This is a genomic window from Streptomyces sp. NPDC002138, from assembly GCF_040296485.1.
Lineage (GTDB): Bacteria > Actinomycetota > Actinomycetes > Streptomycetales > Streptomycetaceae > Streptomyces.
This window is the reverse complement of the sequence record NZ_JBEOXE010000069.1, coordinates 1-23,138: the sequence shown is the minus strand read 5'-3', so window position 1 is coordinate 23,138 and position 23,138 is coordinate 1. Positions and strand designations below refer to the sequence as shown.

The following is a 23,138-nucleotide window of genomic DNA, read 5'->3' as shown; positions in this document are numbered from 1 at the left end:
CCCGCCGGAGGCCTGGAGGGCCGCGGGGTGGGTCCGGGGGTGGCCGATCCAGCCCGCCCGGCGTTTGAGGGCACGGCGGCCCCGGGGGCACATCCAGCCCGCCCGGCGATTGAGGGCATCGGGGTCCCGGGGGGGCGGGTCAGAACGCCGGGCGTTCCGGGTCCAGGGCGGCGCGGCCTTCCGTGGGGGACGAGGCGGCGGCGAAGTGGCGGCGGGGGATGCGCCCCGCGCGACGGGCCAGCCGCCCCGCCGCCACGGCATCCCGCATGGCCGCCGCCATCAGCACCGGCACCTGCGCCCGCGTCACGGCCGAGGCCAGCATCACCCCGGCGCATCCCAGCTCCATCGCCAGCGCCGCGTCGGACGCGGTCCCGGCCCCCGCGTCGAGGATCACCGGCACCCCGGCCCGCTCCACGATCAGCTCGAAGTTGTGCGGGTTGCGGATCCCCAGCCCGGACCCGATCGGCGACCCCAGCGGCATGATCGCCGCGCAGCCCACGTCCTCCAGCTTCCGCGCGAGCACCGGATCGTCGTTCGTGTACGGGAGGACCGTGAAGCCCTCGTCGACCAGGGTCTCGGCCGCGTCCAGCAGCTCGACCCCGTCGGGCAGCAGGGTCCGCTCGTCCGCGACCACCTCCAGCTTGACCCAGTCCGTGCCCAGCGCCTCCCGCGCCAGCCGCGCGGTCAGCACGGCCTCGCCCGCGGTGAAGCAGCCCGCGGTGTTCGGCAGCACCGCGATACCGAGCCGGTTCAGTACGGACAGCACGGAGCCCTGGACCGTGGGGTCCAGGCGCCGCATCGCCACGGTGGTGAGCTGCGTACCGGAGGCGACCAGCGCCCGTTCCAGGACGTCGAGGCTGGGCGCCCCGCCCGTCCCCATGATCAGGCGGGACGAGAAGGTCCGGCCGCCCAGGGAGAAGAGGTCGTCGGTCATGGTGTCGTCGGCCACGGGTCAGCCCCCCTGGACCGCGGTGAGGACCTCGACGCGGTCGCCGTGGCCCACCGCCGTGGCGGCCCACTGGCCGCGCGGGACCACGGTTTCGTTGAGCGCGGCCGCGACCCCCTTGGGTGCGACGGTCAGGGTGGCGACGACCGCGTCCAGGGTGGTGCCCGCGGGGAACTCGCGGGGCTCGCCGTTGACGGAGACGACAGCGGTGCCGGTGGTGCCGGAGGTGCCGGAGACGGTCATGCGGGGGACTCCTCGCGTACGGCGGAGAAACGGCGGGGGCTGAAGGGGCGGGCCACCTCTGGCAGCTCGCCGGTGGTCAGGACGTCGGCCAGGACCTCGCCGGTGACCGGGGTCAGCAGCACGCCGTTGCGGTAGTGCCCGGTGGCCAGGTGCAGCCCCGGCAGCTCGGTCGGGCCGAGCAGCGGGGCGTTGTCGGGGGAGCCGGGGCGCAGGCCCGCGCGGGTCTCGGTGAGCGGCAGTTCGGTGATCCCGGGGACCAGCTCGTGCGCGTCGCGCAGCAGCTCGTACACCCCGCCCGCCGTGACGGTGGTGTCCCAGCCCAGCTCCTCGCTGGTGGCGCCGACGACGAGCTCGCCGTTCTCGCGCGGGACCAGGTAGACGTGGCTGCCGCGGACCACCGCCCGGACCGTCCGGGACAGGAACGGCGCGTGGGCGGGCGGCACGGCGAGCCGCAGCACCTGCCCCTTGACCGGCCGTACGGGAGGCAGCGCCTGCGGCGGTACGCCCGCCAGCCTGCCGCTGAGGCTCCCCGCGGCCAGGACCACCTGACCGGCGGCCAGCACGGTGCCGTCGTCGAGCAGCGCCCCCGACGCCCGGTCGGCGGTGACGTCGAGCCGGGCCGCGTTCGCCCGGTGGAAGACCACCCCGGCCCGCTCGCAGGCGGCCAGCAGGGCGGCCGCGAGCCGCCGGGGGTCGACCTGGTGGTCGCCGTCCACGCGCAGCCCGCCGCGTACGCCCGGAGCCAGCATCGGCTCCAGCCGACGGCACTCGCGGCCGGTCAGCCACTGCGATTCCAGGCCGCAGCGGCGCTGGAGGGCGTGCAGCTCGCGCAGGTGGACCCGGTCGTCGGCGTCGAGGGCGACGGCGAGGGTGCCGCAGGCGCGGTAGCCGATGTCCAGGCCGCCGCTCGCGTCGGCGAGGTCGGCGGCGAAGGCCGGGTAGCGCTCGGCGGAGGCGAGGTTCAGACCCAGCAGGGTCTCCTCGCCGTAGTGCAGCTCGGTGACGGCGGCGAGCATGCCGGCCGCGACCTGGGCCGCGCCGCCGCCGGGCGCCGGATCGGCCAGTGCGGTGCGCAGCCCGCGCCGGGCCGCCTGCCAGGCGGTGACCAGGCCGATGATGCCGCCCCCGATGACGAGGACATCACATCCCCGGGCGGAAATTCCGGAAGAATGCATGGGCGTCCAGCCCCTCCCTTCGCCGGCATGACCCGGATCAGGTTCGTACGGTCGGAGGCCGTCCAGCCTCCCTCTCAGCCCGGTCCGCCCGGACTCCCGCGATAGGTACGGTGGCCAGACTAACCCCGCTGCCGGGGCCGGGTAAGGCTGCCTCCCTATTCCTGACGGGTCGTCAGATGATTAGGCTGAGTGCCGTGAACCAGCAGACCGAGCAGACGCACGGGCCGACCGTGCAGACCGAGCGGACGCCCGAGCGGCCGCACCCGACCCCGCCCGCCGTGGTCATCGTCGGCGCCGGAATGGCCGGGGTGCAGACCGCGGTGGCCCTGCGGGAGCGGGGCTTCACCGGCCCGGTCACCCTGCTGGGCGCCGAACCCCACCAGCCTTACGACCGGCCCCCGCTCTCCAAGGCCGTCCTCCTCGGCAAGGCCGAGGGCGCCGCCTTCGACGTCGACTTCGCCGGCCTGGACATCGACCTGCGGCTCGGCGTCGAGGTCACCGCCCTGCACGCCGCCGCCCACACGCTCGACACCACCGCGGGCCCGGTCCCGTACGGCGTCCTGGTCCTGGCGACCGGAGCCGAACCGCTCACCCTCCCCGGCACCGACGGGATCCCCGGTGTCCACCTGCTGCGCACCCTCGACGACGCCGAACGGCTGCGGCCGGTGCTGGCCGCCGCCCCGGAGGCCGTCGTGGTCGGGGCGGGCTGGATCGGCGCCGAGTTCGCCACCGCCGCCCGCGAGGCCGGCTGCGCCGTCACCGTGGTCGAGGCCGCCGACCGGGTCCTCGCGGGCGCCCTGCCCGCCGAGGTGACCGCCCCCATGGCCGACTGGTACGCCGGGGCCGGGGCCCGCCTGATGACCGGGGCCAGGGTCGCCGGGATCGAACCGGGCGACGCGGGGGGCCCGGGCCGGGTGCTGCTGGCCGACGGCACCGAGCTGCCCGCCGCCGCCGTGGTCGTCGGCATCGGCGCCCGCCCCGCCACCGGCTGGCTGGCCGGGACCGGGGTGGAGCGCGGCACTGACGGCTCGGTCACCGCCGACGCCCACCTGCTGACCTCGCTCCCCGACGTGTACGCCGTCGGGGACTGCGCCTCCTTCCCGTCCGCGCGCTACGGCGCGCGGCTCCTCGTCCACCACTGGGACAACGCCCTGCAGGGCCCGCGCACGGTCGCCGCCAACATCCTGGCGGCCCTCGCCGGGGAGCCCGCGACCGTCTACGACCCCGTCCCGTACTTCTGGTCCGAGCAGTTCGGCCGCTTCGTGCAGTACGCCGGTCACCACGGCGGGGCCGACACCCTGCTGTGGCGCGGCGACCCGGCCGACGCCACCTGGTCGGTGTGCTGGCTGCGCGCCGGGGCGCTGGTGGCGGTGCTCGCCGTGGGCCGCCCGCGCGACCTCGCGCAGGGCCGCAGGCTCATCGAGTCCGGGGCGCGGGTGGATCCGGGCAAGGTGGCGGACCCGTCCGTTCCGCTCAAGTCCGCGGTGCTGTAGCGCGCCGGGGGGCCGGGCGGGCCCCCCGCCCGGCCCGCCCGACTACCGGCTGTCGGTCCCGGATGGCAGGCTTGTCCTCGTGACCGAGATTGACGCAAAGATCGAAACCCTCGTCCCTGCCTGGCTCTACCTCCCCGACATCGCGGAGATGCTCGGTATCGAGGTGACCAAAGTCCGGCAGATGGTGAAGGAAGGCCAGCTCATCGCGGTGCGCCGCGGCGAGAACCGTTCCCTCCAGGTGCCGGCCGCCTTCATCGACGGCGACAAGGTGGTCAAGGGCCTCGTCGGCCTGCTGACCGTGCTGCGGGACGACCGCTTCTCCGACGACGAAATCCTGGAGTGGCTGTTCACCGCCGACCCCACCCTGCCCGGCACCCCCGTGCAGGCCCTGAGCGAGAATCGCGGCACGGAGGTGAAGCGCCGCGCTCAGGCGCTCGCCGTCTGACCTGATCCGCTCCACGTGGTGCACGGGCCCGCCCGGCCCGTGCACCACGACCACCCCGGGGGTTTCCCATGCAGCAGCTGTCCGATGCCCGGCTCTACCTGTGCACGGACGCCCGCAAGCGGCAGGGCGACCTCCCCGCATTCCTCGACGCCGTCCTCGCGGGCGGGGTCGACATCGTCCAGCTGCGCGACAAGGGCATGGAAGCGGGCGAGGAGCTGGAACACCTCCAGGTCTTCGCCGAGGCCGCCCGGCGCCACGGCAAGCTCCTCGCGGTCAACGACCGAGCCGACGTGGCCCACGCCATCGGCTCCGACGTCCTGCACCTGGGCCAGGGCGACATACCCGTCCCCGCCGCCCGCGCCATCCTCGGCGCCGGGGTGCTGATCGGCCGCTCCTGCCACGCCGAATCCGAGGTCGACGCCGCCCTCTCCGAGCCCGGTGTCGACTACTTCTGCACCGGCCCCTGCTGGCCCACCCCGACCAAGCCCGGCCGCTTCGCCCCCGGGCTCGGCCTGGTCCGCTACACCGCCTCCCTCGCCCAGGACCGCCCCTGGTTCGCCATCGGCGGCATCGACGCCGGCAATCTGGACGAGGTGCTCGACGCGGGCGCCGACCGGGTCGTGGTCGTCCGCGCGATCACCGAGGCCACCGACCCGGGCGCGGCCGCCGCCGACCTCGCCAAGCGGGTCCGCGAGCGCCTGGCCTGAGGCCGCCCGACCACTCCCCTCCCGCCATTTCCGCCCGGCGCTGTCCAAAAACGTGTCCAATCCATGGACACCACTTCGGTCGGCGGGGAGCCGCGTCTAACCTGCGCGTATGGCCTCTGGTACCGCTTCCACCCGCCCGGACCGCGCGCGCACCGTCCGCGACATCCTCGCGTCCGGGAAGTCCTCGTACTCCTTCGAGTTCTACGCGCCCCGGACCGAGCAGGGCGAGCGCAGTCTCTGGAACGCGCTGCGCCGCATCGAGGCGGTCGGGCCCAGCTTCGTCTCCGTGACCTACGGAGCGGGCGGTTCCACCCGCGGCGGCACGGTCAAGGCGACCGAGCGGATCGCCGCCGACACCACCCTCACCCCCGTCGCGCACCTCACCGCCGTCGACCACTCGGTGGCCGAGCTGCGCCACGTCCTGGGCCAGTACGCCGACGCCGGGATCCGGAACATGCTCGCCCTGCGTGGCGACCCGCCCGGCGACCCGCTGGGCGAGTGGATCGAGCACCCCGAGGGCGTGCTCTACGCCGCCGACCTGGTCCGGCTCATCAAGGAGTCCGGCGACTTCTGCGTGGGTGTCGCGGCCTTCCCCGAGATGCACCCGCGCTCCCTCGACTGGGACACGGACATCCGGCACTTCGTGGACAAGTGCCGTGCGGGCGCCGACTATGCGATCACACAGATGTTCTTCGATCCGGAGAACTACCTGCGCCTTCGCGACCGGGTCGAGAAGGCGGGCTGCGAGACCCCGATCATCCCTGAAGTCATGCCTGTTGTGAATGTGAAGACCCTCGACAGGCTGCCGGAACTGAGCAACGCGGTCTTCCCCGCGGACTTGAAAGAGCGCATGCTCGCCGTCAAGGACGATCGCGCCGCTGTACGCTCCATTGGCATCGAGTTCGCCACGGAGTTCTGCGCGCGGCTGCTGTCCGAGGGTGTCCCGGGACTGCACTTCATCACGCACAACTCCACGGCGACGCTGGAGATCTACGAGAACCTGGGCCTGCATCAGCGGGCCTGAACGGCCGTACCCGTGGGCGGCCTACCCGAGAGGGGCCATGCATGGGAATGACGGTCCTCTACATCGCGTTCGGCTTCGTCGCGCTGTGGCTGCTTGCTGAGGTACTGCTCCAGTACAAGGCCAGGCTGCGCTGGAGGCTGCTCGCCTTCACCGGCTTCGTGGGCGTGGTCGCCGGTGTGGTGCTGCCGTCGGTGCCGGTCATCGCGGCCGGTGCGGCCGCCTTCGCGATCGGCCAGGCCCTGGTGACGCTCTCCTTCCGCAAGGGCTTCGTCGCCGGCTGGGCGCTGCGCCGGGGCGGGGCGCCCGTACGGGCCACGTCCAAGCGGCGCCGGGGGGCGGGCGGCCCGCGGCGCGAGCCCGCGCTCCGGGTGAGCGACCTGGAGTACGCGCCCGAGGGCGCGGCCGGCGCCGACGCCGGCCCGGACACCGACGCGGGCCGCGACCAGGCCCACGGCGCGGACCGGGACCTCGCCGGTCCGGTGCCGGACGAGGCGGGAGCGTACGGCGCCGGGGCGGCCCAGCCGACCCAGGCCTTCGCCTCCCCGTTCGCCGCGCCGGAGCAGGACGCCCACCAGTACGCGGCGTACTACGACCCGCAGTTCGCCCCGCCGCAGACGCAGTCCCAGGGCGACGGGTACGACTACCACACCGGCTATCCGATGGCCGGCGAGCAGCAGGTGTACGCCGCCTACTCCGACCCGTACATCGGCACGGGCGGCGCCGCCCAGCCCGCGTCGTACGGGGACTACGCGCCGTACGCCGCCGACCCGTACGCGGCCCAGAACCAGGCGGCGCAGCAGCAGTACTCCATGGACACCCCGCCCGGCGGGGTGTGGGTGCCGCAGCAGCGCTACACGGAGCAGGACGCCCAGCAGCAGTCGCAGCAGCAGAACGACCCGGCGGACCCGCAGCAGCAGCCCTCCCCGTACCCGTACCCGTACCCCTACCAGGGCACGGGGGACTACGAGCCGTACCGCTACTGACGGCCCGGCCCGGCTTCCTGCACGGCTTCCTGCCCGGCTTCCGTGGTCCCGCGGACTACTGCGAGCCCCGGAAGCCGGCGCCCTCCACGATCAGCCCCGCGACCAGGGCCCCGGTCATCCCGGCGTGCGCCAGCCCGCCGCCGGGGTGGGCCCAGCCGCCCGCCAGGTACAGGCCGGGCAGGGCGGTGGCGTTCGCCGGGTAGAGCCACCGGCCGCCGGCGCCCGCGAGGGCGGGCGGCGGAACCGCGCCGTCCACGGCGCCCGTGTCCCGCGCGACGTCCGCCGGGGTGTGCTCCTCCCGCCACAGCAGCCGCTCCCGCAGCCCCGGAACAGCCCGCTCCGCGGCTGCCAGCAGCTCCCCGGCCGGTACCCCGGCGCCGGTGCACACGGCGCTCACGGTGACCGCCTCGTGGTCCGCGTCGGGCCGGCCCGCCGGGTCGTCGGGGCGCAGCACCGTGACGGGCCGGGCGTCGGGGGAGTGCACCACCGTGCGGTGGACGGCGTCCCCGGGGCGCGGGCCGCGCAGCGCGAGGAAGAGGGTGCTCCGGCTCAGGGCCTCCGTGCGCGGGGGCGCCGCGTCCGCGGGCCAGGGCAGCGCCCCGGGCAGCAGCGGCACGAGGAGCCCCCGGGGGTCCGTCCCGCAGACCACCGCGTCGGCCTCGACCCGGGTCCCGTCGGCCAGCAGCACCCCGGCCGCCCGGCCGTCCCGCTCCAGCACCTCCCGTACCGGGGCGCCGAAGCAGAACTCCACCTTCCGCTCACGGCAGCGCTCGTACACGGCGGTGGCCAGCTCCCGGATGCCGCCGCGGACGTACCAACTGCCGAAGGTCTGCTCCATGTACGGGAGCACCACGGCGGCGGCGGGCGCGGTCCGCGGGTCGACGCCGTGCCCCAGCACCATGGCCTCCAGCAGGGCCGCCAGCGGCCCGCCCAGCTCCCGCCCGGCCATCTCGGCCAGGGTCGGCGGGCGGCGGCGCAGCAGCCCGCTGCCGCGCAGCGCCGGGTAGGGATCCCGGCCCAGCACCTGCCAGTCGGGCCACAGGGGCTCTTCCAGCAGCGGCCGGCGGGTCGCGTCCCAGGCGTCGCGGGCCCGGCCGAGCACCCCGCTCCAGCGGTCCCCGGAGCCCGGACCGAAGGCCTGGTCGAGGACGGCGGCGACGCCGCCGCGCGAGGCATTGGGCAGGGTGACCGCGGTCCCGTCGGCCAGCAGGTGGCGGGCCGCCGGGTCCACCTGGGTCAGCTCGGCGCACTCCTCCAGGGGGCGCTTGCCGGTCTTGACGAACAGGTCGCGGTAGACGGCGGGCAGATGCAGCAGACCCGGTCCGGTATCGAAGGCGAAACCGTCGCGCTCGAAGCGCCCCACCGCTCCGCCGTAGGTCGCCGCTCGCTCGTACACCGTCACCCGGTGGCCCGCCACCGCCAGCCGGGCGGCCGTCGCCATCGCGCCCATCCCGGCGCCGATCACCGCAATTCGTGCCATGCGCCGACCCTACCGAGTCACCCCGGTGGCCCCGTCGCCGAGGCCTGGGCCAGGCGCTTCTCCTCCCGGCGCTGGGCGCGGCGGCGCCGGAAGCGGCGGATCCGGGACCACAGGAAGAGCAGCAGGGCGAGCCCGATGAGCAGCAGCACCCCCGCGATGACGGCGGCGGCCTGCGGATTGAACATGGCGAAGGTGACGATCCCGCCGACGCCGAGGTCCTCGGCGGTGCTCATCGCGATGTTCGTGAACGGCTCGGGGGAGGTGTTGATGGCCATCCGGGTGCCGGCCTTGACGAAATGGCTGGCCAGCGCGGTGGAGCCGCCGACGGCCCCGGCCGCGATGTCCGAGAGCGAACCGCTCTGCCCGGCCAGCAGCGCGCCGACCACGGCCCCGGAGACGGGGCGGATGACGGTGTGCACGGTGTCCCAGAGGGAGTCCACGTACGGGATCTTGTCGGCGACGGCCTCGCAGAGGAACAGGATGCCCGCGACCACGAGGACGTCCGTGCGCTGGAGCGAAGCGGGCACCTCGTCGGTGAGCCCGGTCGCGCCGAAGATGCCGAGCAGCAGGACCACCGCGTACGCGTTGATCCCGCTGGCCCAGCCGCTGGTGAAGACCAGGGGGAGGACACTCACCCGGTCATCATGCAGCACCCCGCCCGGTCAGGCGGGCAAAACCCGCAGGAGGGGCCGGGGCGGGACGGGTGAGGGGACGGACGCCGTCGGCGTCCGTCCCCTCACCACAGGTCTCGCGGGGGCCTACTGGCCCTGCTCGTCACGGCGGCGCTGCCAGCGCTGCTCGATCCGGTTCATCATGGTCCGGCGCTGCCGGTTGTGGCCGCGGCCCGGGTCACCGGCGCCGCCCGTCACGGGCTGTTCACCAGGTTTGGGGGCCTTGCGCCATCCGGTGACCGCCAGAACCGCACAGCCCAGCATGACGAGGAACCCCACCACACTGACCCAGATCAGGTTCTGCGCGACCATTCCGGTCATGAGGAGCGCGATACCCACCAGAAAGCCTGCGACCGCCTGGTAGACCCGTCGCCGGGTGTACGTACGCAGCCCGCTTCCCTCAAGCGCTGTCGCGAACTTGGGATCTTCGGCGTACAGCGCTCGCTCCATCTGCTCGAGCATTCGCTGCTCGTGCTCCGAGAGCGGCACGGGAGTCCTCCTCATCCGTCGGTCGCGCGGGGTAGCGACCGGGGGTCCCCTCCAGGATAGGCAGGGAATCGCCCCCGTGAAACCCGCCCCTCTACGCCATTTCACCAAACCGTACCGTCGTAAGGCCGGTCGTTGAGGCGCTTATTCCCCAACGGCCCGTCCACCATGCCCGGCGGTGTCCCCCGATCATACGGGGCCGACCGGCGGAACGGGGGGTCACCGGCCTACTCCGTGCGCGACAGCGTCGCAGTTCAGGCCCGCTTCTCGCCCACGACGTGCAGCTGCGTGGCGACCGCGTGGAAGGCGGGCAGCTCGGCCGCGGCTTCCTCCAGGCGCAGCAGCGCCTCGACGGCGCCCGGCTCGGTGTCCACCAGGACTCCGGGGACGAGGTCCGCGAAGATCCGGACGCCGTGTACGGAGCCGACCTCGAGGCCCGCTCCACCGACGAGCTCGGTGAGCTGGTCCGCGGTGAAACGGCGCGGCACCGGGTCGCCGGAGCCCCAGCGGCCCGCCGGGTCGGTCAGGGCCGTGCGGGCCTCGGTGAAGTGCCCGGCCAGCGCGCGGGCCAGGACGGCTCCGCCGAGCCCGGCGGCGAGCAGGCTGAGGATGCCGCCGGGGCGCAGTGCGGCGACCGCGTTGGCCACGCCCTCGGCCGGGTCGTCGACGTACTCCAGCACGCCGTGGCACAGCACCACGTCGTAGGCGTCGCGGTCGACGACGTCGAGCAGGCCCTGGGCGTCGCCCTGGACCCCGCGCACCAGATCGGCGACCCCGGCCTCGGCGACCCGGCGCTCCAGCCCGAACAGCGCGTTCGGGCTGGGGTCGACCACGGTCACGCGGTGGCCGAGCCGGGCCACCGGGACGGCGAACTTGCCGGTGCCGCCACCGGTGTCCAGCACGTCCAGCACGTCCCGGCCGGTCGCCTTGACGCGGCGCTCCAGGGCGTCCTTCAGGACGTCCCACACCACGGCGGTGCGAAGGGACGCGCGGGGGCGGGAAGTGTCCGACACGGCTGATGACTCCTCGGCGCGGAAAGGGTGAGCGGTCCGGGCCCCACCCTATTGCCTACGCCGCTCGGCCAGGTCATACCGGCTCGGGGCGGTCCGGCCGGGGACCGGGCAGCAGCGGCGGGAGCGCCAGCATCCGGTCCACCAGGCGCAGGAACATCGCCGTGGCACGCACCAGGTCGTCCGCGTCGCGGTTGCTCGCCGCGCCGACTATGCCCGCCTCGGCCCTGGCCCGGCGGGCGGCGCCCGAGGCGAAGAGGGCGCTCCACTCGGTCAACTCCGGGGCCACCTGCGGGAGCACTTCCCAGGCGCTGCGGATCCGGGGCCGCCGGCGCGGGTGCACGGGCTCGGGCCGCCCGCGCGCGGCGAGCACGGCGGCCGCGACGCGCAGGGCGGCGAGATGGGCGGTGGCGTACCGCTCGTTGGGCAGGGGCAGCTGCGCCGCCTCCGCGAGTCCGCGCCGGGCCTTGTCGAGCAACTCGACGGCGGCCGGAGGGGCAGCCGACTTGCGCAGGACGGGGTGGACAGGGGACGGGGACGGTGTGGCCATGACGAACCTCCTGTCGTTGCGTGGAGCGTTGCGCACCGCGTGATGCCCCGGTCTGCGGGCACCCGGGTGGTGTGTCCTTCTGCCCCCATCGTGAAGGCACCCACTGACAATCACGCTGACCAGCGGTTTTCCCCGTATCGGCGACATAACACCCCCCGGGTGTGCGGCTGATGGGGTACTGGTGGTACTTTTTGAACTGACCAGTCAGTTCAAAAAAAGGGGGAGGGTGTGGACACCCCGCACGGAGCGGCCGTCACGGCCGAGAACTTCGGACTCAAGGGCCCGCGCGGCTGGGTCTTCCGGGGGGTGTCGCTCGACGCCCCGGCCGGTTCGCTGATCGCCGTCGAGGGACCCTCCGGCAGTGGCCGCACCTGCCTGCTCCTGGCGCTCACCGGCCGGATGAAGCCCACCGAGGGATCCGCCGAGATCGCCCGCCACCGGGTGCCGAAGAAGATGGCCGCGGTCCGCCGCATCGCCGCCCTCGGCCCGGTCCCCGGGGTCACCGACCTCGACCCCGCGCTCACCGTGGCCGAGCAGCTGCGCGAGGGAGCCCTGCTCCAGCGCCGCTACGACGGCCCGGTCCGCGCCCTGCTGCGCCCCCGCGCCGAGCGCGCCTCGGGCACCCGGGCCCGGATCGACGCCGCGCTGGCCGCCGTCGGGCTCCGGCTGGACTCCCTGCCCAAGGGCCCGCGCACCTCCGTCCGCGACCTCGAGCGGCTGGAGGCCCTGCGCCTCTCGGTGGCCATCGCCCTGCTCGGCGGCCCCCGGCTGCTGGCGGTCGACGACACCGACCTCAAGCTCTCCGCCGCCGAGCGCGACGAGGCCTGGACGCTGCTGCGGCACATCGCCGACTCCGGCACCACGGTCCTCGCGGTGTGCAGCGAGGCCCCCGCCGACGCGGTGGTCCTGCGCACGGGCGAGACCCGCACCCCGGCCCCCGCCGACGCCCCCGCGGAGACCGACACGAGCGCGGACACCGACACCCCTGCGGACACCGACACCCCTGCGGACACCGACACCGCTGCGGACACCGACACCGACACCGACACCGCCACCGACACCGCCACCGACACGAAGGAGGCGGACGATGCGCTCGCCGAAGCTCGCCGCGCTTGAGCTGAAGCGGTTCGGGCGGGGGAAGCTGCCCGCCGCCGCGCTCGTGGCCCTCCTGCTGCTCCCGCTGCTCTACGGCGCCCTCTACCTCTGCTCGTTCTGGGACCCGTACAGCCGCCTCGACAAGATCCCGGTCGCGCTCGTCAATGCCGACAAGGGCGCCGACGCCGCGGGCAAGCACATCGACGCCGGCGCCGAGATCACCAGGAAGCTGCGGGAGAGCAAGACCTTCCAGTGGCACGAGGTGGACGCCGCCGACGCGTCCGACGGCCTGGAGAAGGGGAAGTACTACCTCTCCCTCACCATGCCCGCCGACTTCAGCAAGAAGATCGCCTCGAGCTCCGGCGAGGACCCCACCACCAGCGCGCTGCAGGTCCGCACGAACGACGCGAACAACTACATCGTCGGCTCGATCTCGCGCACCGTCTTCGCCGAGGTCCGCTCCGCCGCGTCCACCAACGCCTCGCGCGGCTTCCTCGACAAGATCTTCGTCTCCTTCTCCGACCTGCACGACAAGACGGCCCAGGCCGCCGACGGCGCCGACAAGCTCAAGGACGGCGCGGGCAAGGCCAAGCAGGGCGCCCAGGACCTCGCCGACGGCCTGGACACCGCCAAGGAGAAGACCGGCGAGCTGGCGGGCGGGATCAAGAAGCTCGACACCGCCGCCGGACAGCTGGAGAGCGGTACGAAGGACCTCGCCTCCGGCACCCAGACCCTCGCGGACAAGGTCCACGGCGCCGCCGACAAGGCCCGCCCGCTGATCAAGGACCCCAAGCAGCTCTCGGACACCGCCGAACTGGTCGCCGACACCGCGCACACGGTCAACAACCACCTCGACACCTTCGCCAAGAAGGCGCCGGACGCCGCGCGCGTCACCCAGCGGGTCTCGACCGGCGCGGCCCAGGTCTACGCCGACGTGTGCACCAAGGCCACCGGCCCGCAGCCCGCGTCCTGCCCGCAGCTCAAGAAGGTCAAGGACGACGCGGCCGAGGCCGCCGAGCTGACCTCCGACGTCAACACCCTGGTCAAGGACGCGAACGGTGACCTCGGCAAGCTCAAGGGCCAGCTGACCACCCTGGAGACGCAGGCCCGCGACCTCGCGGAGAAGGCCCCGGCGCTCTCCTCCGACCTCGACGCGGCCGTGGCCAAGGTCGATGCCCTGAACACCGGCGCCCACAAGGTCGCCAAGGGCATGAACCAGCTGCACACGGGCCTCGGCACCGCCGCCACCGGTTCCTCCGGCCTGGAGAGCGGTGTCGGCAAGCTCGGCGACGGCGCCCACACCCTCGGCGGCGGCATGTTCAAGCTCGTCGACGGCACGGGCGAGCTCGCCGACGGCCTGCACGAGGGCGTGAGCAAGATCCCCGACTACGACCAGCCGCAGCGCGACGCCCGTACCGAGGTCATGGCCGACCCGGTCAAGCTCGCCAACCAGTCCCTGCACAAGGCGCCCAACTACGGCACCGGTTTCGCCCCGTACTTCATCCCGCTCTCCCTCTGGGTCGGCGCGATGGTCGGGTACATGCTGATCGCCCCGCTCAACAAGCGGGCCCTCGCCGCGGGCGCCTCGCCCTGGCGGATCGCCTTCGCGGGCTGGCTGCCGGTGGCCGGGATCGGTGTCCTGCAGGTGGGCGCGCTGATGGCCGTACTGCACTGGGGACTGGGCCTGGAGATGGCCCGGCCGGCCCTCACCATCGGCTTCCTCGCCGTGGTCACCGCCTGCTTCGCGGCGATGGTGCAGTGGCTGAACGCCAAGTTCGGGGCGGCCGGGCGGATCCTCGTCCTCGTCGTCCTGATGCTCCAGCTGACCTCGGCGGGCGGCACCTACCCCGTCCAGACCAGCCCCGGCTTCTTCGGCTGGATCCACCCCTTCCTGCCGATGTCCTACGTCGTCGAGGGCCTGCGCCGCCTGATCACCGGCGGCGACCTCACCCCCGTGTGGACGGGCTTCGGCGTCCTGGCCGCCTTCACGGTGGGATCCCTCGCCCTCACCGCGCTCGCCGCCCGCGGCAAGCAGGTGTGGTCGATGTCCCGGCTGCACCCCGACCTGAGCCTGTAGAGAGCCGGGGACCTGTGAGAATCAGCGCCATGGACAGCAGCAGCACCGCCGCCGGCACGGGCCGACGCCAGGCCACGCGGCAGAAGCTCTACGAAGCGGCCGTCACCCTCATCGCCGAGCAGGGCTTCTCCGCGACCACGGTCGACGAGATCGCCGAGCGGGCGGGAGTCGCGAAGGGCACCGTCTACTACAACTTCGCGAGCAAGAACGACCTCTTCGAGGAACTGCTGAAGCACGGAGTCGGGTTGCTGACGGTCTCCCTGCGGACCGCCGCCGAGGAGACCGAGGCGCGCGGCGGGACCCGGGTCGAGGCGCTCGACGCGATGATCCGGGCCGGGCTCGTCTTCATCGACCGCTACCCGGCCTTCACCCAGCTGTACGTCGCCGAACTCTGGCGGACGAACCGGGCCTGGCAGTCCACCCTCATGGTGGTCCGCCAGGAGGCGGTGGCCGTCGTGGAGACGGTGCTGCGGGAAGGGGTCGAGCGGGGGGAGCTGAGCGCGGAGATCGATGTGCCGCTGACGGCGGCGGCGATGGTGGGCATGGTGCTGGTGGCCGCGCTGGACTGGCAGTCGTTCCAGAGCGAGCGGTCGATCGACGACGTGCATTCGGCGCTGTCGCTGTTGTTGCGGGGGCGGGTCAGCGGGAGCCGCTGATGGGCCGTTGCCGTTGCCGTTGCCGTGCCGGTGGTGTGCCGTTGGTGTGCCCCGGTCGGCGGTGTCGGGCCGGGGCCCGGGGCGCGTAGAACTGAGTATCCGTACCTAGGCGTGGAAATGAGTACGCGCACGGATGGGCTCCCACCTGCGGTGACAGCAGAATGGGGGCGACGGACGGGGCCCCGGCCCGCACCGCGGACACGGGGCCGCGGAGTGGGGCGGGAACCCGCCGCCGGGTGCGGGGCCGGGGGGCTCGGCAGCCGGAGCGGAACGTCGGTGGGGTGGGCTCGGGGGGATCGAGCCCACCCCACCGGCGTTTCGCTTCTGCCCGGTGCGGCCGCTCAGATCTCCTTGGTGGCCTTCAGGCGGGCCATGTCGGTGGCGTACGCGGAGGTGCGGACCGCCGCCGTCCCGGAGGCGTACAGGGCCGTACCGACCGTGGCCAGCGGGAGGGAGAGGAGCAGGGCGGCGAGTATCGGGCCCCAGTCCCGCTCGGCGTTGCAGCGCTCGCCCTCGTCGTCCTGGTACGAGACCTTGTACCTGCCGTCCTGGTGGAAGGCGCGGGACTCGCACTCGATGGGCTTGACGCCCGCGCTGCGTTCGATGCTGAAGGGGAAGACGAGCAGGTAGGCCACCCACAGCCAGATGAGGGCGGCCGCGCCCACCAGTCCCCGGCCCCATCCCTGCTCGCGCAGCCCGCGCACCCGGAACTCCCTGTCGTACACCTGTTCCAATGAGTTCATGCGGCGAAGCTAGCGCAGGCCGCGCCCTCGAAGGCTCGCCGGGTGTTCGAGGGCGCGGTCCGGTGGGGCGTCCGGCGGGGCCTCAGACGCCGGACGGACCGGATCCGCGGCGGGGGCGGGGGCGTAGGCGCTGCGTCAGGGCCGTGGCGCGCCGGGTCAGGGCGGACCAGCGGGCCGAGGCCGCCCAGGCGACGCGGGCCGCCGAGCGGGGGGCGAAGAGGGCGCGCAGACGGGTGCGGCGGGAGACCGCGGCCAGGAGCGCCGTACGGGCCGCCAGGACGTCCGGGGCCGGGGAAAGCGCCGGGGACGCCCCGGACGGGGGCGCGTACAGCACGCGCTCCACCGCCCCCGCGATCCTGCGCACGGCATCGGCGGCATCCGCCTCCAGCCGCCCCCGCTCGATGATCCGGGCCGCCGCCGCCCGGGGCGACAGCGCCTCGTCGGGCGCGATGCCGACGTCCCACGCCGCGTCCCCCAGCTCCCGCCACGCGAGCAGCGGATCTCCGGAGCGCAGCCGCCGCCCCCGGACCCGGCTCCGCCACAGGAGCGGGAGGAGGGGGAGGGCGAGGACGGCCGCGGCCAGGGCCGACCAGGCGATGACCGTACCGGCCGGGACGCCGCCGGAACCGCCCCCCGCACCCGCGGCCGCCGCCGCGTCCCCGCACTCGCCCAGCCGCTTCTGCTGCGGCGGGCAGTCCACGGACTGCGAGGGGGCCGGGGCCGGGGCGGAAGCCGAGGCCGAGGGCAGCGCCGCCGAGGCGGACGGCTGCGCGACGGGGACGTCGGGCCGGGTGTAGGCGGGCGCGTTGCCCCGCTGGGGGGTCGGCTCGAAGCGGGTCCAGCCCACGCCCTCGAAGTACAGCTCGGGCCACGCGTGCGCGTCCCGCATGGTCACGACCACGCTGCCGTCGCCCTGCTTGGTGCCGGGTGCGAAGCCGACCGCGACCCGGGCGGGGATGCCCAGCGAGCGGGCCATCGTCGCCATCGAGAAGGAGAAGTGGATGCAAAAGCCCCGCTTGTCCGCGAGGAACTTCGCGATGGCCTGGGAACCGCTGCCCGAGGCGACCTTGGTGTCGTAGGTGAACCCGCCGTTGACGGCGAAGTAGTCCTGGAGCTTCACGGCCTTCGCGTAGTCGCCCCGCGCGCCCTGCGTGACCTTGCGGGCCGTGTCCGAGACCACCGCCGGCAGGTTGTCGGGCAGCCGGGTGTTCTCCCCGAGGAACGAGGGGGCGGCGGCCGGGGCCGCCGCGAGCTGGTCGGCCGTCGGCCGCAGCTGGACGCTGCGCACGGTGTACTGCGCGCCCTGGGCGTTCTGGTACTTGTCCTTGCCCAGCTGCTCACCGACCAGGGTCCGCCCGACCGGCTCGAAGCGCCAGCGTCCGCGGACGTCCACGGAGGTCGCCGGGTAGGGCATCGGCAGGTAGCGCTGCGCGTAGGTGCCCGCCGCGGAGATGCTCGTACGGATCTCGGTGGAGCTGTCCAGGAGTTCCCGGCTCAGCCCGGGCGGTTCCGGCAGCCGGGCGGGCAGGTCGCTCAGCGGGCGCGCGGACGCCTCCCACTTGACGCCGTCGAACTGGTCCAGGGAGAGGATCCGCAGGTACTGCTCGGAGAGTTCCTTGCTGTCCGTCCGGTACTTCAGCACCTCGCGGTTGTCCTGCGTGTTGAGGCTGTCCTGGAGGGCCACCAGCGGGTTGACCGCCTGCGCGATCCCGGTGCCCAGGCCCCCGCCGCCCCCGCCGCCCTGGGAGTCCAGCAGCCCGCCGCTCAGCGCGGGCAGGGCCGCCGGGACCGCGAGGGCGAGCCCGAGCGCGACCGCGCCGATCCGCCGCCCGGTGCGTACGGGGGCCAGCGGACGGCTCCCGCCGCCGCCGGGGCCCGCACTCCCGGGGCGTCCGCCCGGAGCCGCGCCGCCGAAGACCCGGCCCCACTGGGCGAGCCGGTCCCGGCTTTCCGCCAGGAGCAGCAGCAGGTAGCCGCAGCCGGACAGGACGAACCACAGCCAGGACGCGCCGCCTCCGCCGCCCAGACCCGCGGCCACCGAGTACAGCGCGAGCAGCGGCAGCCCGGCCGCCGCCGCGGCCCGTACGGTCACCGCCAGCAGGTCCACGAGCAGCCCGATCAGCAGCACCCCGGAGATCAGCAGCAGCCGGATGCCGTCCGTCAGCGGCGCGGGCAGCGCGAACTCGCCGACGTCCCGCACCCCCTGCTCGTAGAGCCCGCCGAAGTCCGTCACCAGGTACGCCAGCGGCCCCGAGCCGGTGGAGGCGCCCCGTCCGGCGAAGAGCAGCATGAGCAGGAGCAGGCTCACCAGCAGTTGCGCGGCCACCGTCAGCGGCCGCGCCAGGGGCACCCGCCGGGCCGCCGCGCCCACCGCGCTCTGCACGGCCGCCAGCACCGCGGCCTGGAACATCCAGGTCGCCGGGTGCACCAGCGGCAGCAGGGCGCCCGAGGTGAGGAGGGTCGCCAGCAGCGCGAAGAGGGTCAGTCTCGCCCGGCCGCTCATGTCCTGCCTCCGGAGGTGTTCGCGTCGTTGCCCTGGCCCGCGCCCGCCTGCCGCCACAGATCGGCGAAGGAGATCCCGGGGGGCACGGCGACCGCGGTCCAGCCCGCGTCGCGCAGCTGCCGCAGCCGTTCGGCCAGGTGGGGCGGCGCCCCGCCGGGGGCGGCCGTGGGGTCGGCCCAGGCGGCGGAGTCCACCACGAAGGCGACCGCCCCGCCCGAGCGGCCGCGCATCTTCGCGGCCATCGAGGTCTGTACGTCGTCCAGCTCGCCGAAGAAGGCGATGAGCAGCCCGTCGTGGCCGGCGCGCACCGCGTCGTGGGCGCGCGAGAGCCCGGCGCCGTCGGAGTGCCCGACGATCGCGAGGGTGTCCATCATCAGCCCGGCCGCCTCGGCGGACTCCTGGCCGCCGGAGGAGAAGCCGCCCGCGCCCTCGCTCGGCACCGAGTTCCCGGTGTCGGTCAGCAGCCGGACCGAGAAGCCCCGCTCCAGCAGGTGGACCAGGGCCGAGGCGGCGCCGGACACGGCCCACTCGAAGGCCGAGTCGGGGCCCGCGCCCTCGTAGGCCGTGCGCCGGGTGTCCAGCAGCACGGTGGCCCGGCTGCGCTGGGGCTGTTCCTCGCGGCGCACCATCAGCTCGCCGTAGCGGGCGGTGGAGCGCCAGTGGACGCGGCGCAGGTCGTCGCCCTGGCGGTAGCCGCGCGGGATCACGTCGTCGTCACCGGCGAGGGCGAGCGCGCGCAGGCTGCCGTCGCCGTAGCCGGAGGAGTCGCCGGCCAGGCGCACGGGCGGCAGCGGCTCGGTGCGCGGGATGACGGTGAGGGTGTCGTAGGTGCTGAACGAGCGGGTCAGCTCGACCAGCCCGAAGGGGTCGGCCAGGCGCAGCTGGAGCGGGCCCAGCGGATAGCGCCCGCGCAGGTCGGAGCGGACCCGGTAGGACACCTCGCGGCGGCCGCCCGGCTCCACCCGGTCCAGGACGAAGCGGGGCCGCGGCCCGAGGACGTACGGCACCCGGTCCTGGAGCATCAGCAGGCCGGTGGGCAGCCGGGAAACGTTGTCCATCCGCAGCTGTACCCGGGCCTCGGCGCCCGCGGGCACCCGCATCGGGGTCAGCCGACGGCTGCCGGAGACCCGGTAGCGGGTCCGGTGCAGGGCGTAGACGCAGATCAGCGGTAGTACGGCGAGCAGCAGCCCGACGCGCAGCAGCTCGGCCTGGCCCAGGACGTAGGCGCAGACGGCGGCGGCGATGCCCGCGGCCAGGAAGGACCGGCCGCGGGTGGTGAGCCCGGAGAGCGCCGCGCGCACTCCGCCGCCCTCGCCGGCACCGCCAGGGGTACCGGCGCTCATCAGAAGCCCCGGACGCCCGCGCCGGGCGGCTGCTCGCCGCGTGCCCCGGCGGCCGGGACCGGGGTGCGCTGGAGGATGTCGGCGATCACCTGTTCGGAGGTCCGGCGGCTGAGCTGGGCCTGCGCGGTGGGCAGCAGCCGGTGCGCGAGCACCGGGGTGGCCAGCGCCTGGACGTCGTCGGGCAGGACGTAGTCGCGGCCGGCCAGGGCGGCGGAGGCCTTGACGGCGCGCAGCAGGTGCAGCGTCGCCCGGGGCGAGGCGCCCAGGCGCAGCTCGGGGTGGCTGCGCGTGGCGGAGACGAGGTCCACGATGTAGCGCCGGACGGGCTGGGCGACGTACACCTCGCGGACGGCCTCGATCAGCTTGAGGATGTCGTGCGCGTGGGCGACGGCGGTGAGGTCGTCGAGCGGGGAGAGCCCGCCGTGCACGTCGAGCATCTCCAGCTCGGCGTCGGGGCTGGGGTAGCCGACCGAGACCCGCGCCATGAAGCGGTCGCGCTGGGCCTCGGGGAGGGGGTAGGTGCCCTCCATCTCCACCGGGTTCTGGGTGGCGACCACCATGAAGGGCGAGGGCAGCCGGTAGGTCTGCCCGTCGCTGGTGACCTGGCGTTCCTCCATCGACTCCAGCAGCGCCGACTGGGTCTTCGGCGAGGCCCGGTTGATCTCGTCGCCGATCACGATCTGGGCGAAGATCGCGCCCGGCTTGAACTCGAACTCGTGGCGCTGCTGGTCGTAGATGCTGACGCCGGTGATGTCGGAGGGCAGCAGGTCCGGGGTGAACTGGATCCGCTGCACCGAGCAGTCGATGGACTTGGCCAGGGTCTTGGCCAGCATGGTCTTGCCGACCCCGGGCACGTCCTCGATCAGCAGGTGTCCCTCGGCGAGCAGCACGGTCAGGGCGAGGCGGACGACCTCGGGCTTGCCCTCGATCACGCTCTCGACCGAACGGCGGATGCGCTCCGCCGTCGTGGTCAGGTCAGCGAGATTCGCTCGGTCGTCATACGTGGTCACCTGGTTCTCCTCGGCCCTTTTTCACCGGGCCGACGCCCGTTCGCGCGTGTCCGGCCCACCCCGAAAAACACATTGTTGACGGCGTTACGGCCTGGTGTCACTCAAGAGGCGGGATTGATCTCGCGCAGGAGCCCGGTGTGCACGTCGAAGACGAAGCCTCGCACATCGTCGCGGTGGGGCAGGAAGGGGTTGGTCCGCACGCGCTGCATGGACTGGCGGACGTCCTGGTCCACGTCGCGGAAGGCCTCGACGGCCCAGGCGGGGCGCTGGCCGACCTCGTCCTCCAGCTCGTGGCGGAAGTCCTCGGTCAGGTTCTCCAGGCCACAGCCGGTGTGGTGGATCAGTATCACGCTGCGGGTGCCCAGGGCCCGCTGGCTGATGGTGAGCGAGCGGATGGTGTCGTCGGTGACCACGCCGCCCGCGTTGCGGATGGTGTGGCAGTCGCCCAGTTCGAGGCCGAGGGCGGCGTGCAGGTCGAGGCGGGCGTCCATACAGGCCACCACGGCCACGCGCAGGACCGGCCGGGCGTCCATGCCCGGGTCGGTGAATTCCGCGGCGTAGCGGGCGTTCGCCCGCACCAGGCGGTCGGTGACGGTGTCGCGCTCCGGGGACTCGGGAGCGGAGTCGGCAGGCAGGTGTGCGGAAGTCGTCATGGGTACGACGGTAGTGGTCACGGCTGGTGCGGGCAGGGAGTGAGGAGGGACAAAGAACGTCAATGGACCTTGTTGTGAGCTAACCCACAAGGGTGGGGCGGGGGCGCCCGTCCGGGTGATTCGGGGGATTCGCGCGTTCGTCCGGAGTGCGGCGCACGGCGCGCGGGGCGGTTCGTTGACCGCGGCGACCGTTGGACTAAAGTGGCGCGAACCGGCCGGGGCCCGGCCCTCACCGGCCTCCCGGCCCCCGAAGAACTCCGCGTGCGCGGCGCGTACGCACGGCCCGGCCTCCTCCGGCTCACCGGCCGGCCCGGTGGTGCGTGCGCCTGCCGCGCCGTTAACTGAGAGGGCGCTTTGACTAGCGAGTCCCGACACGTCCCGGTGATGCTCCAGCGGTGCCTGGACCTGTTGGCCCCGGCGCTGGAAAGGCCCGGGGCCGTCGTCGTCGACTGCACCCTCGGCCTCGGCGGCCACAGCGAGGCCCTGCTGACCCGGTTCCCCGAAGCGCGCCTGATCGCGCTCGACCGCGACAAGGAGGCGCTGCGGCTCTCCGGCGAGCGGCTCGCGCGGTTCGGCGACCGCGCGACCCTCGTGCACGCGATCTACGCCGACCTGGCCGAGGTGCTGGACGGCCTCGGCACGCCCACCGTCCAGGGCATCCTCTTCGACCTCGGCGTCTCCTCGATGCAGCTGGACGAGGCCGACCGCGGCTTCGCCTACGCGCAGGACGCGCCGCTGGACATGCGGATGGACCAGACGACGGGCATGAGCGCCGCCGAGGTCCTGAACACCTACCCGCCGGGCGAGCTGGTGCGGATCCTGCGCCAGTACGGCGAGGAGAAGCAGGCCAAGCGGATCGTCTCCGCCGTGGTGCGCGAACGGGAGAAGGAACCCTTCAGCAACAGCGCCCGGCTGGTCGAACTGATCCGCGACGCGCTGCCCCAGGCGGCCAAGCGGACCGGCGGCAACCCGGCCAAGCGGACCTTCCAGGCCCTGCGCATCGAGGTCAACGGCGAGCTGTCGGGGCTGGAGCGGGCGATCCCGGCGGCCGTGGACCGGATCGCCGTCGGCGGCCGGATCGCGGTGCTGTCCTACCACTCGCTGGAGGACCGGCTGGTCAAGCAGGTGTTCGCGGCGGGCGCCGCGAACACGGCGCCGCCCGGGCTGCCGGTCGTACCGGAGAAGTACCAGCCGAAGCTGAAGCTGCTCACCCGCGGCGCGGAGCTGCCGACGGAGGAGGAGATCGCGGAGAACCGCCGCGCCGCCCCGGCCCGCTGCCGGGGAGTCGAGCGGATCCGGGCGGCGGAGCTGTGAGCCGGGGCGGCGCGGGCGCGCGCGGGCGGGCCGAGCGCCGGGAGGAGGCCGGGTGACCAAGGCCGGGCGGACGCCCTTCGTGCTGCTGGTCGTCGTCCTCCTCGGCGGCGGGCTGATCAGCCTGCTGCTGCTGAATTCGGCGCTCAACCAGGGATCCTTCCAGCTCAGCAAGCTGAAGAAGGAGACCACCTCGCTCACCGACGAGCAGCAGGCCCTGCAGCGCGACGTGGACGCGCAGTCGGCGCCCGACGCGCTGGAGCGGCGGGCCCGCGAGCTGGGCCTGGTGCCCGGCGGCAGCCCCGTCTTCCTCGGCCCCGACGGCAAGGTCAGCGGTACGCCGACCGCCGCCGAGGCCCCCGCGCCGCCCTCCCCGCCGCCCCCGGCCGCGGCCCCGCAGAGCGCGCCGCCCGCCGCCGCGCCCTCTCCCGCGCCGTCCGCCCCGCCGTCCTCCGCGGCGCCCGCCGGTCCGGCGGGCGCTCCGCCCGCCGCGGCCCCGGGCGCCGTCCCGCCCCCGCCGTCCGCGGGCAAGCC

General features: G+C 74.2%; 23 protein-coding genes and 1 riboswitch. Of the genes, 10 read left to right on the top strand and 13 right to left on the bottom strand.

Annotation, left to right across the window (positions count from 1 at the left end):
* Positions 1–139: 139 nt before the first annotated feature.
* The 3 genes from ABT084_RS31480 to thiO all read right to left on the bottom strand — a co-directional run bounded on the left by ABT084_RS31480 (position 140) and on the right by thiO (position 2,364).
* Entirely contained in the window at positions 140–934 is a 795-nt protein-coding gene (locus tag ABT084_RS31480; RefSeq protein ID WP_351051236.1) for a thiazole synthase, read from the bottom strand.
* Positions 935–952: 18 nt separating this feature from the next.
* On the bottom strand, positions 953–1,189 hold the full coding sequence (thiS, locus tag ABT084_RS31475) for a sulfur carrier protein ThiS (protein ID WP_351051195.1): 237 nt from the start codon (positions 1,187–1,189) through the stop codon (positions 953–955).
* Positions 1,186–2,364, bottom strand: a complete 1,179-nt coding sequence (gene thiO, locus ABT084_RS31470) for a glycine oxidase ThiO (RefSeq protein ID WP_351051192.1) — start codon at positions 2,362–2,364, stop codon at positions 1,186–1,188. The genes thiS and thiO overlap by 4 nt, the downstream gene beginning before the upstream one ends.
* Positions 2,362–2,474: riboswitch (TPP riboswitch) on the bottom strand. Its footprint overlaps the gene before it by 3 nt.
* Positions 2,475–2,663: 189 nt before the next feature.
* Between thiO and ABT084_RS31465 the strand changes: the two genes are divergently transcribed.
* The 5 genes from ABT084_RS31465 to ABT084_RS31445 all read left to right on the top strand — a co-directional run bounded on the left by ABT084_RS31465 (position 2,664) and on the right by ABT084_RS31445 (position 7,016).
* On the top strand, positions 2,664–3,857 hold the full coding sequence (locus ABT084_RS31465; protein WP_502969238.1) for an NAD(P)/FAD-dependent oxidoreductase: 1,194 nt from the start codon (positions 2,664–2,666) through the stop codon (positions 3,855–3,857).
* A 79-nt stretch (positions 3,858–3,936) separates the two neighbouring features.
* Entirely contained in the window at positions 3,937–4,302 is a 366-nt protein-coding gene (locus ABT084_RS31460) for an Rv2175c family DNA-binding protein (RefSeq protein ID WP_330329992.1), read from the top strand.
* Positions 4,303–4,370: 68 nt separating this feature from the next.
* Complete coding sequence (gene thiE / locus ABT084_RS31455) at positions 4,371–5,009, top strand: thiamine phosphate synthase (protein ID WP_351051189.1); 639 nt, start codon at positions 4,371–4,373, stop codon at positions 5,007–5,009.
* A 109-nt stretch (positions 5,010–5,118) separates the two neighbouring features.
* Positions 5,119–6,033: a methylenetetrahydrofolate reductase [NAD(P)H] gene (gene metF / locus ABT084_RS31450; RefSeq protein WP_351051186.1), complete on the top strand. Its 915-nt coding sequence runs from the start codon at positions 5,119–5,121 to the stop codon at positions 6,031–6,033.
* 41 nt (positions 6,034–6,074) lie between these two features.
* Entirely contained in the window at positions 6,075–7,016 is a 942-nt protein-coding gene (locus tag ABT084_RS31445; RefSeq protein WP_351051184.1) for a hypothetical protein, read from the top strand.
* Between the two features lie 55 nt (positions 7,017–7,071).
* On the opposite strand, the gene ABT084_RS31440 is transcribed toward ABT084_RS31445, so the two are convergent.
* From ABT084_RS31440 to ABT084_RS31420, 5 genes are all read right to left on the bottom strand, one after another.
* Positions 7,072–8,496, bottom strand: coding sequence for a phytoene desaturase family protein (locus ABT084_RS31440; RefSeq protein ID WP_351051181.1), 1,425 nt, complete (start codon positions 8,494–8,496; stop codon positions 7,072–7,074).
* A 17-nt stretch (positions 8,497–8,513) separates the two neighbouring features.
* Complete coding sequence (locus ABT084_RS31435; protein WP_351051179.1) at positions 8,514–9,131, bottom strand: DUF4126 domain-containing protein; 618 nt, start codon at positions 9,129–9,131, stop codon at positions 8,514–8,516.
* A 123-nt stretch (positions 9,132–9,254) separates the two neighbouring features.
* On the bottom strand, positions 9,255–9,656 hold the full coding sequence (locus ABT084_RS31430; protein ID WP_351051177.1) for an SCO2097 family morphological protein: 402 nt from the start codon (positions 9,654–9,656) through the stop codon (positions 9,255–9,257).
* 251 nt (positions 9,657–9,907) lie between these two features.
* Positions 9,908–10,666, bottom strand: a complete 759-nt coding sequence (locus tag ABT084_RS31425; protein WP_351051174.1) for a class I SAM-dependent methyltransferase — start codon at positions 10,664–10,666, stop codon at positions 9,908–9,910.
* 73 nt (positions 10,667–10,739) lie between these two features.
* Complete coding sequence (locus ABT084_RS31420; RefSeq protein WP_351051171.1) at positions 10,740–11,213, bottom strand: SAV_6107 family HEPN domain-containing protein; 474 nt, start codon at positions 11,211–11,213, stop codon at positions 10,740–10,742.
* Between the two features lie 228 nt (positions 11,214–11,441).
* On the opposite strand from ABT084_RS31420, the gene ABT084_RS31415 reads away from it, so the two are divergent.
* The 3 genes from ABT084_RS31415 to ABT084_RS31405 are packed head-to-tail and all read left to right on the top strand — an operon-like array spanning position 11,442 to position 15,041.
* The gene (locus tag ABT084_RS31415; protein ID WP_351051168.1) at positions 11,442–12,329 is read left to right on the top strand and encodes an ATP-binding cassette domain-containing protein; all 888 of its coding nucleotides are present in this window, start codon (positions 11,442–11,444) and stop codon (positions 12,327–12,329) included.
* A complete protein-coding gene (locus tag ABT084_RS31410; RefSeq protein WP_351051165.1) occupies positions 12,301–14,385 on the top strand; it encodes a YhgE/Pip family protein in 2,085 nt (694 codons plus the stop codon). The genes ABT084_RS31415 and ABT084_RS31410 overlap by 29 nt, the downstream gene beginning before the upstream one ends.
* Before the next feature lie 29 nt (positions 14,386–14,414).
* Positions 14,415–15,041, top strand: a complete 627-nt coding sequence (locus ABT084_RS31405) for a TetR/AcrR family transcriptional regulator (protein WP_351051162.1) — start codon at positions 14,415–14,417, stop codon at positions 15,039–15,041.
* Positions 15,042–15,382: 341 nt separating this feature from the next.
* Here ABT084_RS31405 and ABT084_RS31400 read toward each other — a convergent pair whose 3' ends face one another.
* From ABT084_RS31400 to ABT084_RS31380, 5 genes are all read right to left on the bottom strand, one after another.
* Positions 15,383–15,784, bottom strand: a complete 402-nt coding sequence (locus ABT084_RS31400) for a hypothetical protein (RefSeq protein ID WP_351051159.1) — start codon at positions 15,782–15,784, stop codon at positions 15,383–15,385.
* An 82-nt stretch (positions 15,785–15,866) separates the two neighbouring features.
* Positions 15,867–18,287: a transglutaminase TgpA family protein gene (locus ABT084_RS31395; RefSeq protein WP_351051156.1), complete on the bottom strand. Its 2,421-nt coding sequence runs from the start codon at positions 18,285–18,287 to the stop codon at positions 15,867–15,869.
* A complete protein-coding gene (locus tag ABT084_RS31390) occupies positions 18,284–19,630 on the bottom strand; it encodes a DUF58 domain-containing protein (RefSeq protein ID WP_351051154.1) in 1,347 nt (448 codons plus the stop codon). The genes ABT084_RS31395 and ABT084_RS31390 overlap by 4 nt, the downstream gene beginning before the upstream one ends.
* Positions 19,630–20,640, bottom strand: coding sequence for an AAA family ATPase (locus ABT084_RS31385; protein ID WP_351051151.1), 1,011 nt, complete (start codon positions 20,638–20,640; stop codon positions 19,630–19,632). Before ABT084_RS31385 ends, ABT084_RS31390 begins: the two co-directional genes overlap by 1 nt.
* A gap of 101 nt (positions 20,641–20,741) precedes the next feature.
* Positions 20,742–21,293, bottom strand: coding sequence for a beta-class carbonic anhydrase (locus ABT084_RS31380; RefSeq protein WP_351051149.1), 552 nt, complete (start codon positions 21,291–21,293; stop codon positions 20,742–20,744).
* A 354-nt stretch (positions 21,294–21,647) separates the two neighbouring features.
* On the opposite strand from ABT084_RS31380, the gene rsmH reads away from it, so the two are divergent.
* Positions 21,648–22,607, top strand: a complete 960-nt coding sequence (rsmH, locus tag ABT084_RS31375; RefSeq protein WP_351051146.1) for a 16S rRNA (cytosine(1402)-N(4))-methyltransferase RsmH — start codon at positions 21,648–21,650, stop codon at positions 22,605–22,607.
* Between the two features lie 52 nt (positions 22,608–22,659).
* Positions 22,660–23,138: cell division protein FtsL (gene ftsL, locus ABT084_RS31370; protein WP_351051143.1), on the top strand; the 479-nt coding region annotated here is incomplete at its 3' end.

Coding starts and splice junctions, on each gene's coding strand:
- thiO (WP_351051192.1), bottom strand. CDS start 2,364: ATGCATTCTTCCGGAATTTCCGCCCGGGGATGTGATGTCCTCGTCATC.
- ABT084_RS31400 (WP_351051159.1), bottom strand. CDS start 15,784: ATGAACTCATTGGAACAGGTGTACGACAGGGAGTTCCGGGTGCGCGGG.
- ABT084_RS31410 (WP_351051165.1), top strand. CDS start 12,301: ATGCGCTCGCCGAAGCTCGCCGCGCTTGAGCTGAAGCGGTTCGGGCGG.
- ABT084_RS31445 (WP_351051184.1), top strand. CDS start 6,075: ATGGGAATGACGGTCCTCTACATCGCGTTCGGCTTCGTCGCGCTGTGG.
- ABT084_RS31395 (WP_351051156.1), bottom strand. CDS start 18,287: ATGAGCGGCCGGGCGAGACTGACCCTCTTCGCGCTGCTGGCGACCCTC.
- ABT084_RS31380 (WP_351051149.1), bottom strand. CDS start 21,293: ATGACGACTTCCGCACACCTGCCTGCCGACTCCGCTCCCGAGTCCCCG.
- ABT084_RS31390 (WP_351051154.1), bottom strand. CDS start 19,630: ATGAGCGCCGGTACCCCTGGCGGTGCCGGCGAGGGCGGCGGAGTGCGC.
- ABT084_RS31405 (WP_351051162.1), top strand. CDS start 14,415: ATGGACAGCAGCAGCACCGCCGCCGGCACGGGCCGACGCCAGGCCACG.
- metF (WP_351051186.1), top strand. CDS start 5,119: ATGGCCTCTGGTACCGCTTCCACCCGCCCGGACCGCGCGCGCACCGTC.
- thiS (WP_351051195.1), bottom strand. CDS start 1,189: ATGACCGTCTCCGGCACCTCCGGCACCACCGGCACCGCTGTCGTCTCC.
- thiE (WP_351051189.1), top strand. CDS start 4,371: ATGCAGCAGCTGTCCGATGCCCGGCTCTACCTGTGCACGGACGCCCGC.
- ABT084_RS31465 (WP_502969238.1), top strand. CDS start 2,664: ATGGCCGGGGTGCAGACCGCGGTGGCCCTGCGGGAGCGGGGCTTCACC.
- ABT084_RS31480 (WP_351051236.1), bottom strand. CDS start 934: ATGACCGACGACCTCTTCTCCCTGGGCGGCCGGACCTTCTCGTCCCGC.
- ABT084_RS31440 (WP_351051181.1), bottom strand. CDS start 8,496: ATGGCACGAATTGCGGTGATCGGCGCCGGGATGGGCGCGATGGCGACG.
- ABT084_RS31420 (WP_351051171.1), bottom strand. CDS start 11,213: ATGGCCACACCGTCCCCGTCCCCTGTCCACCCCGTCCTGCGCAAGTCG.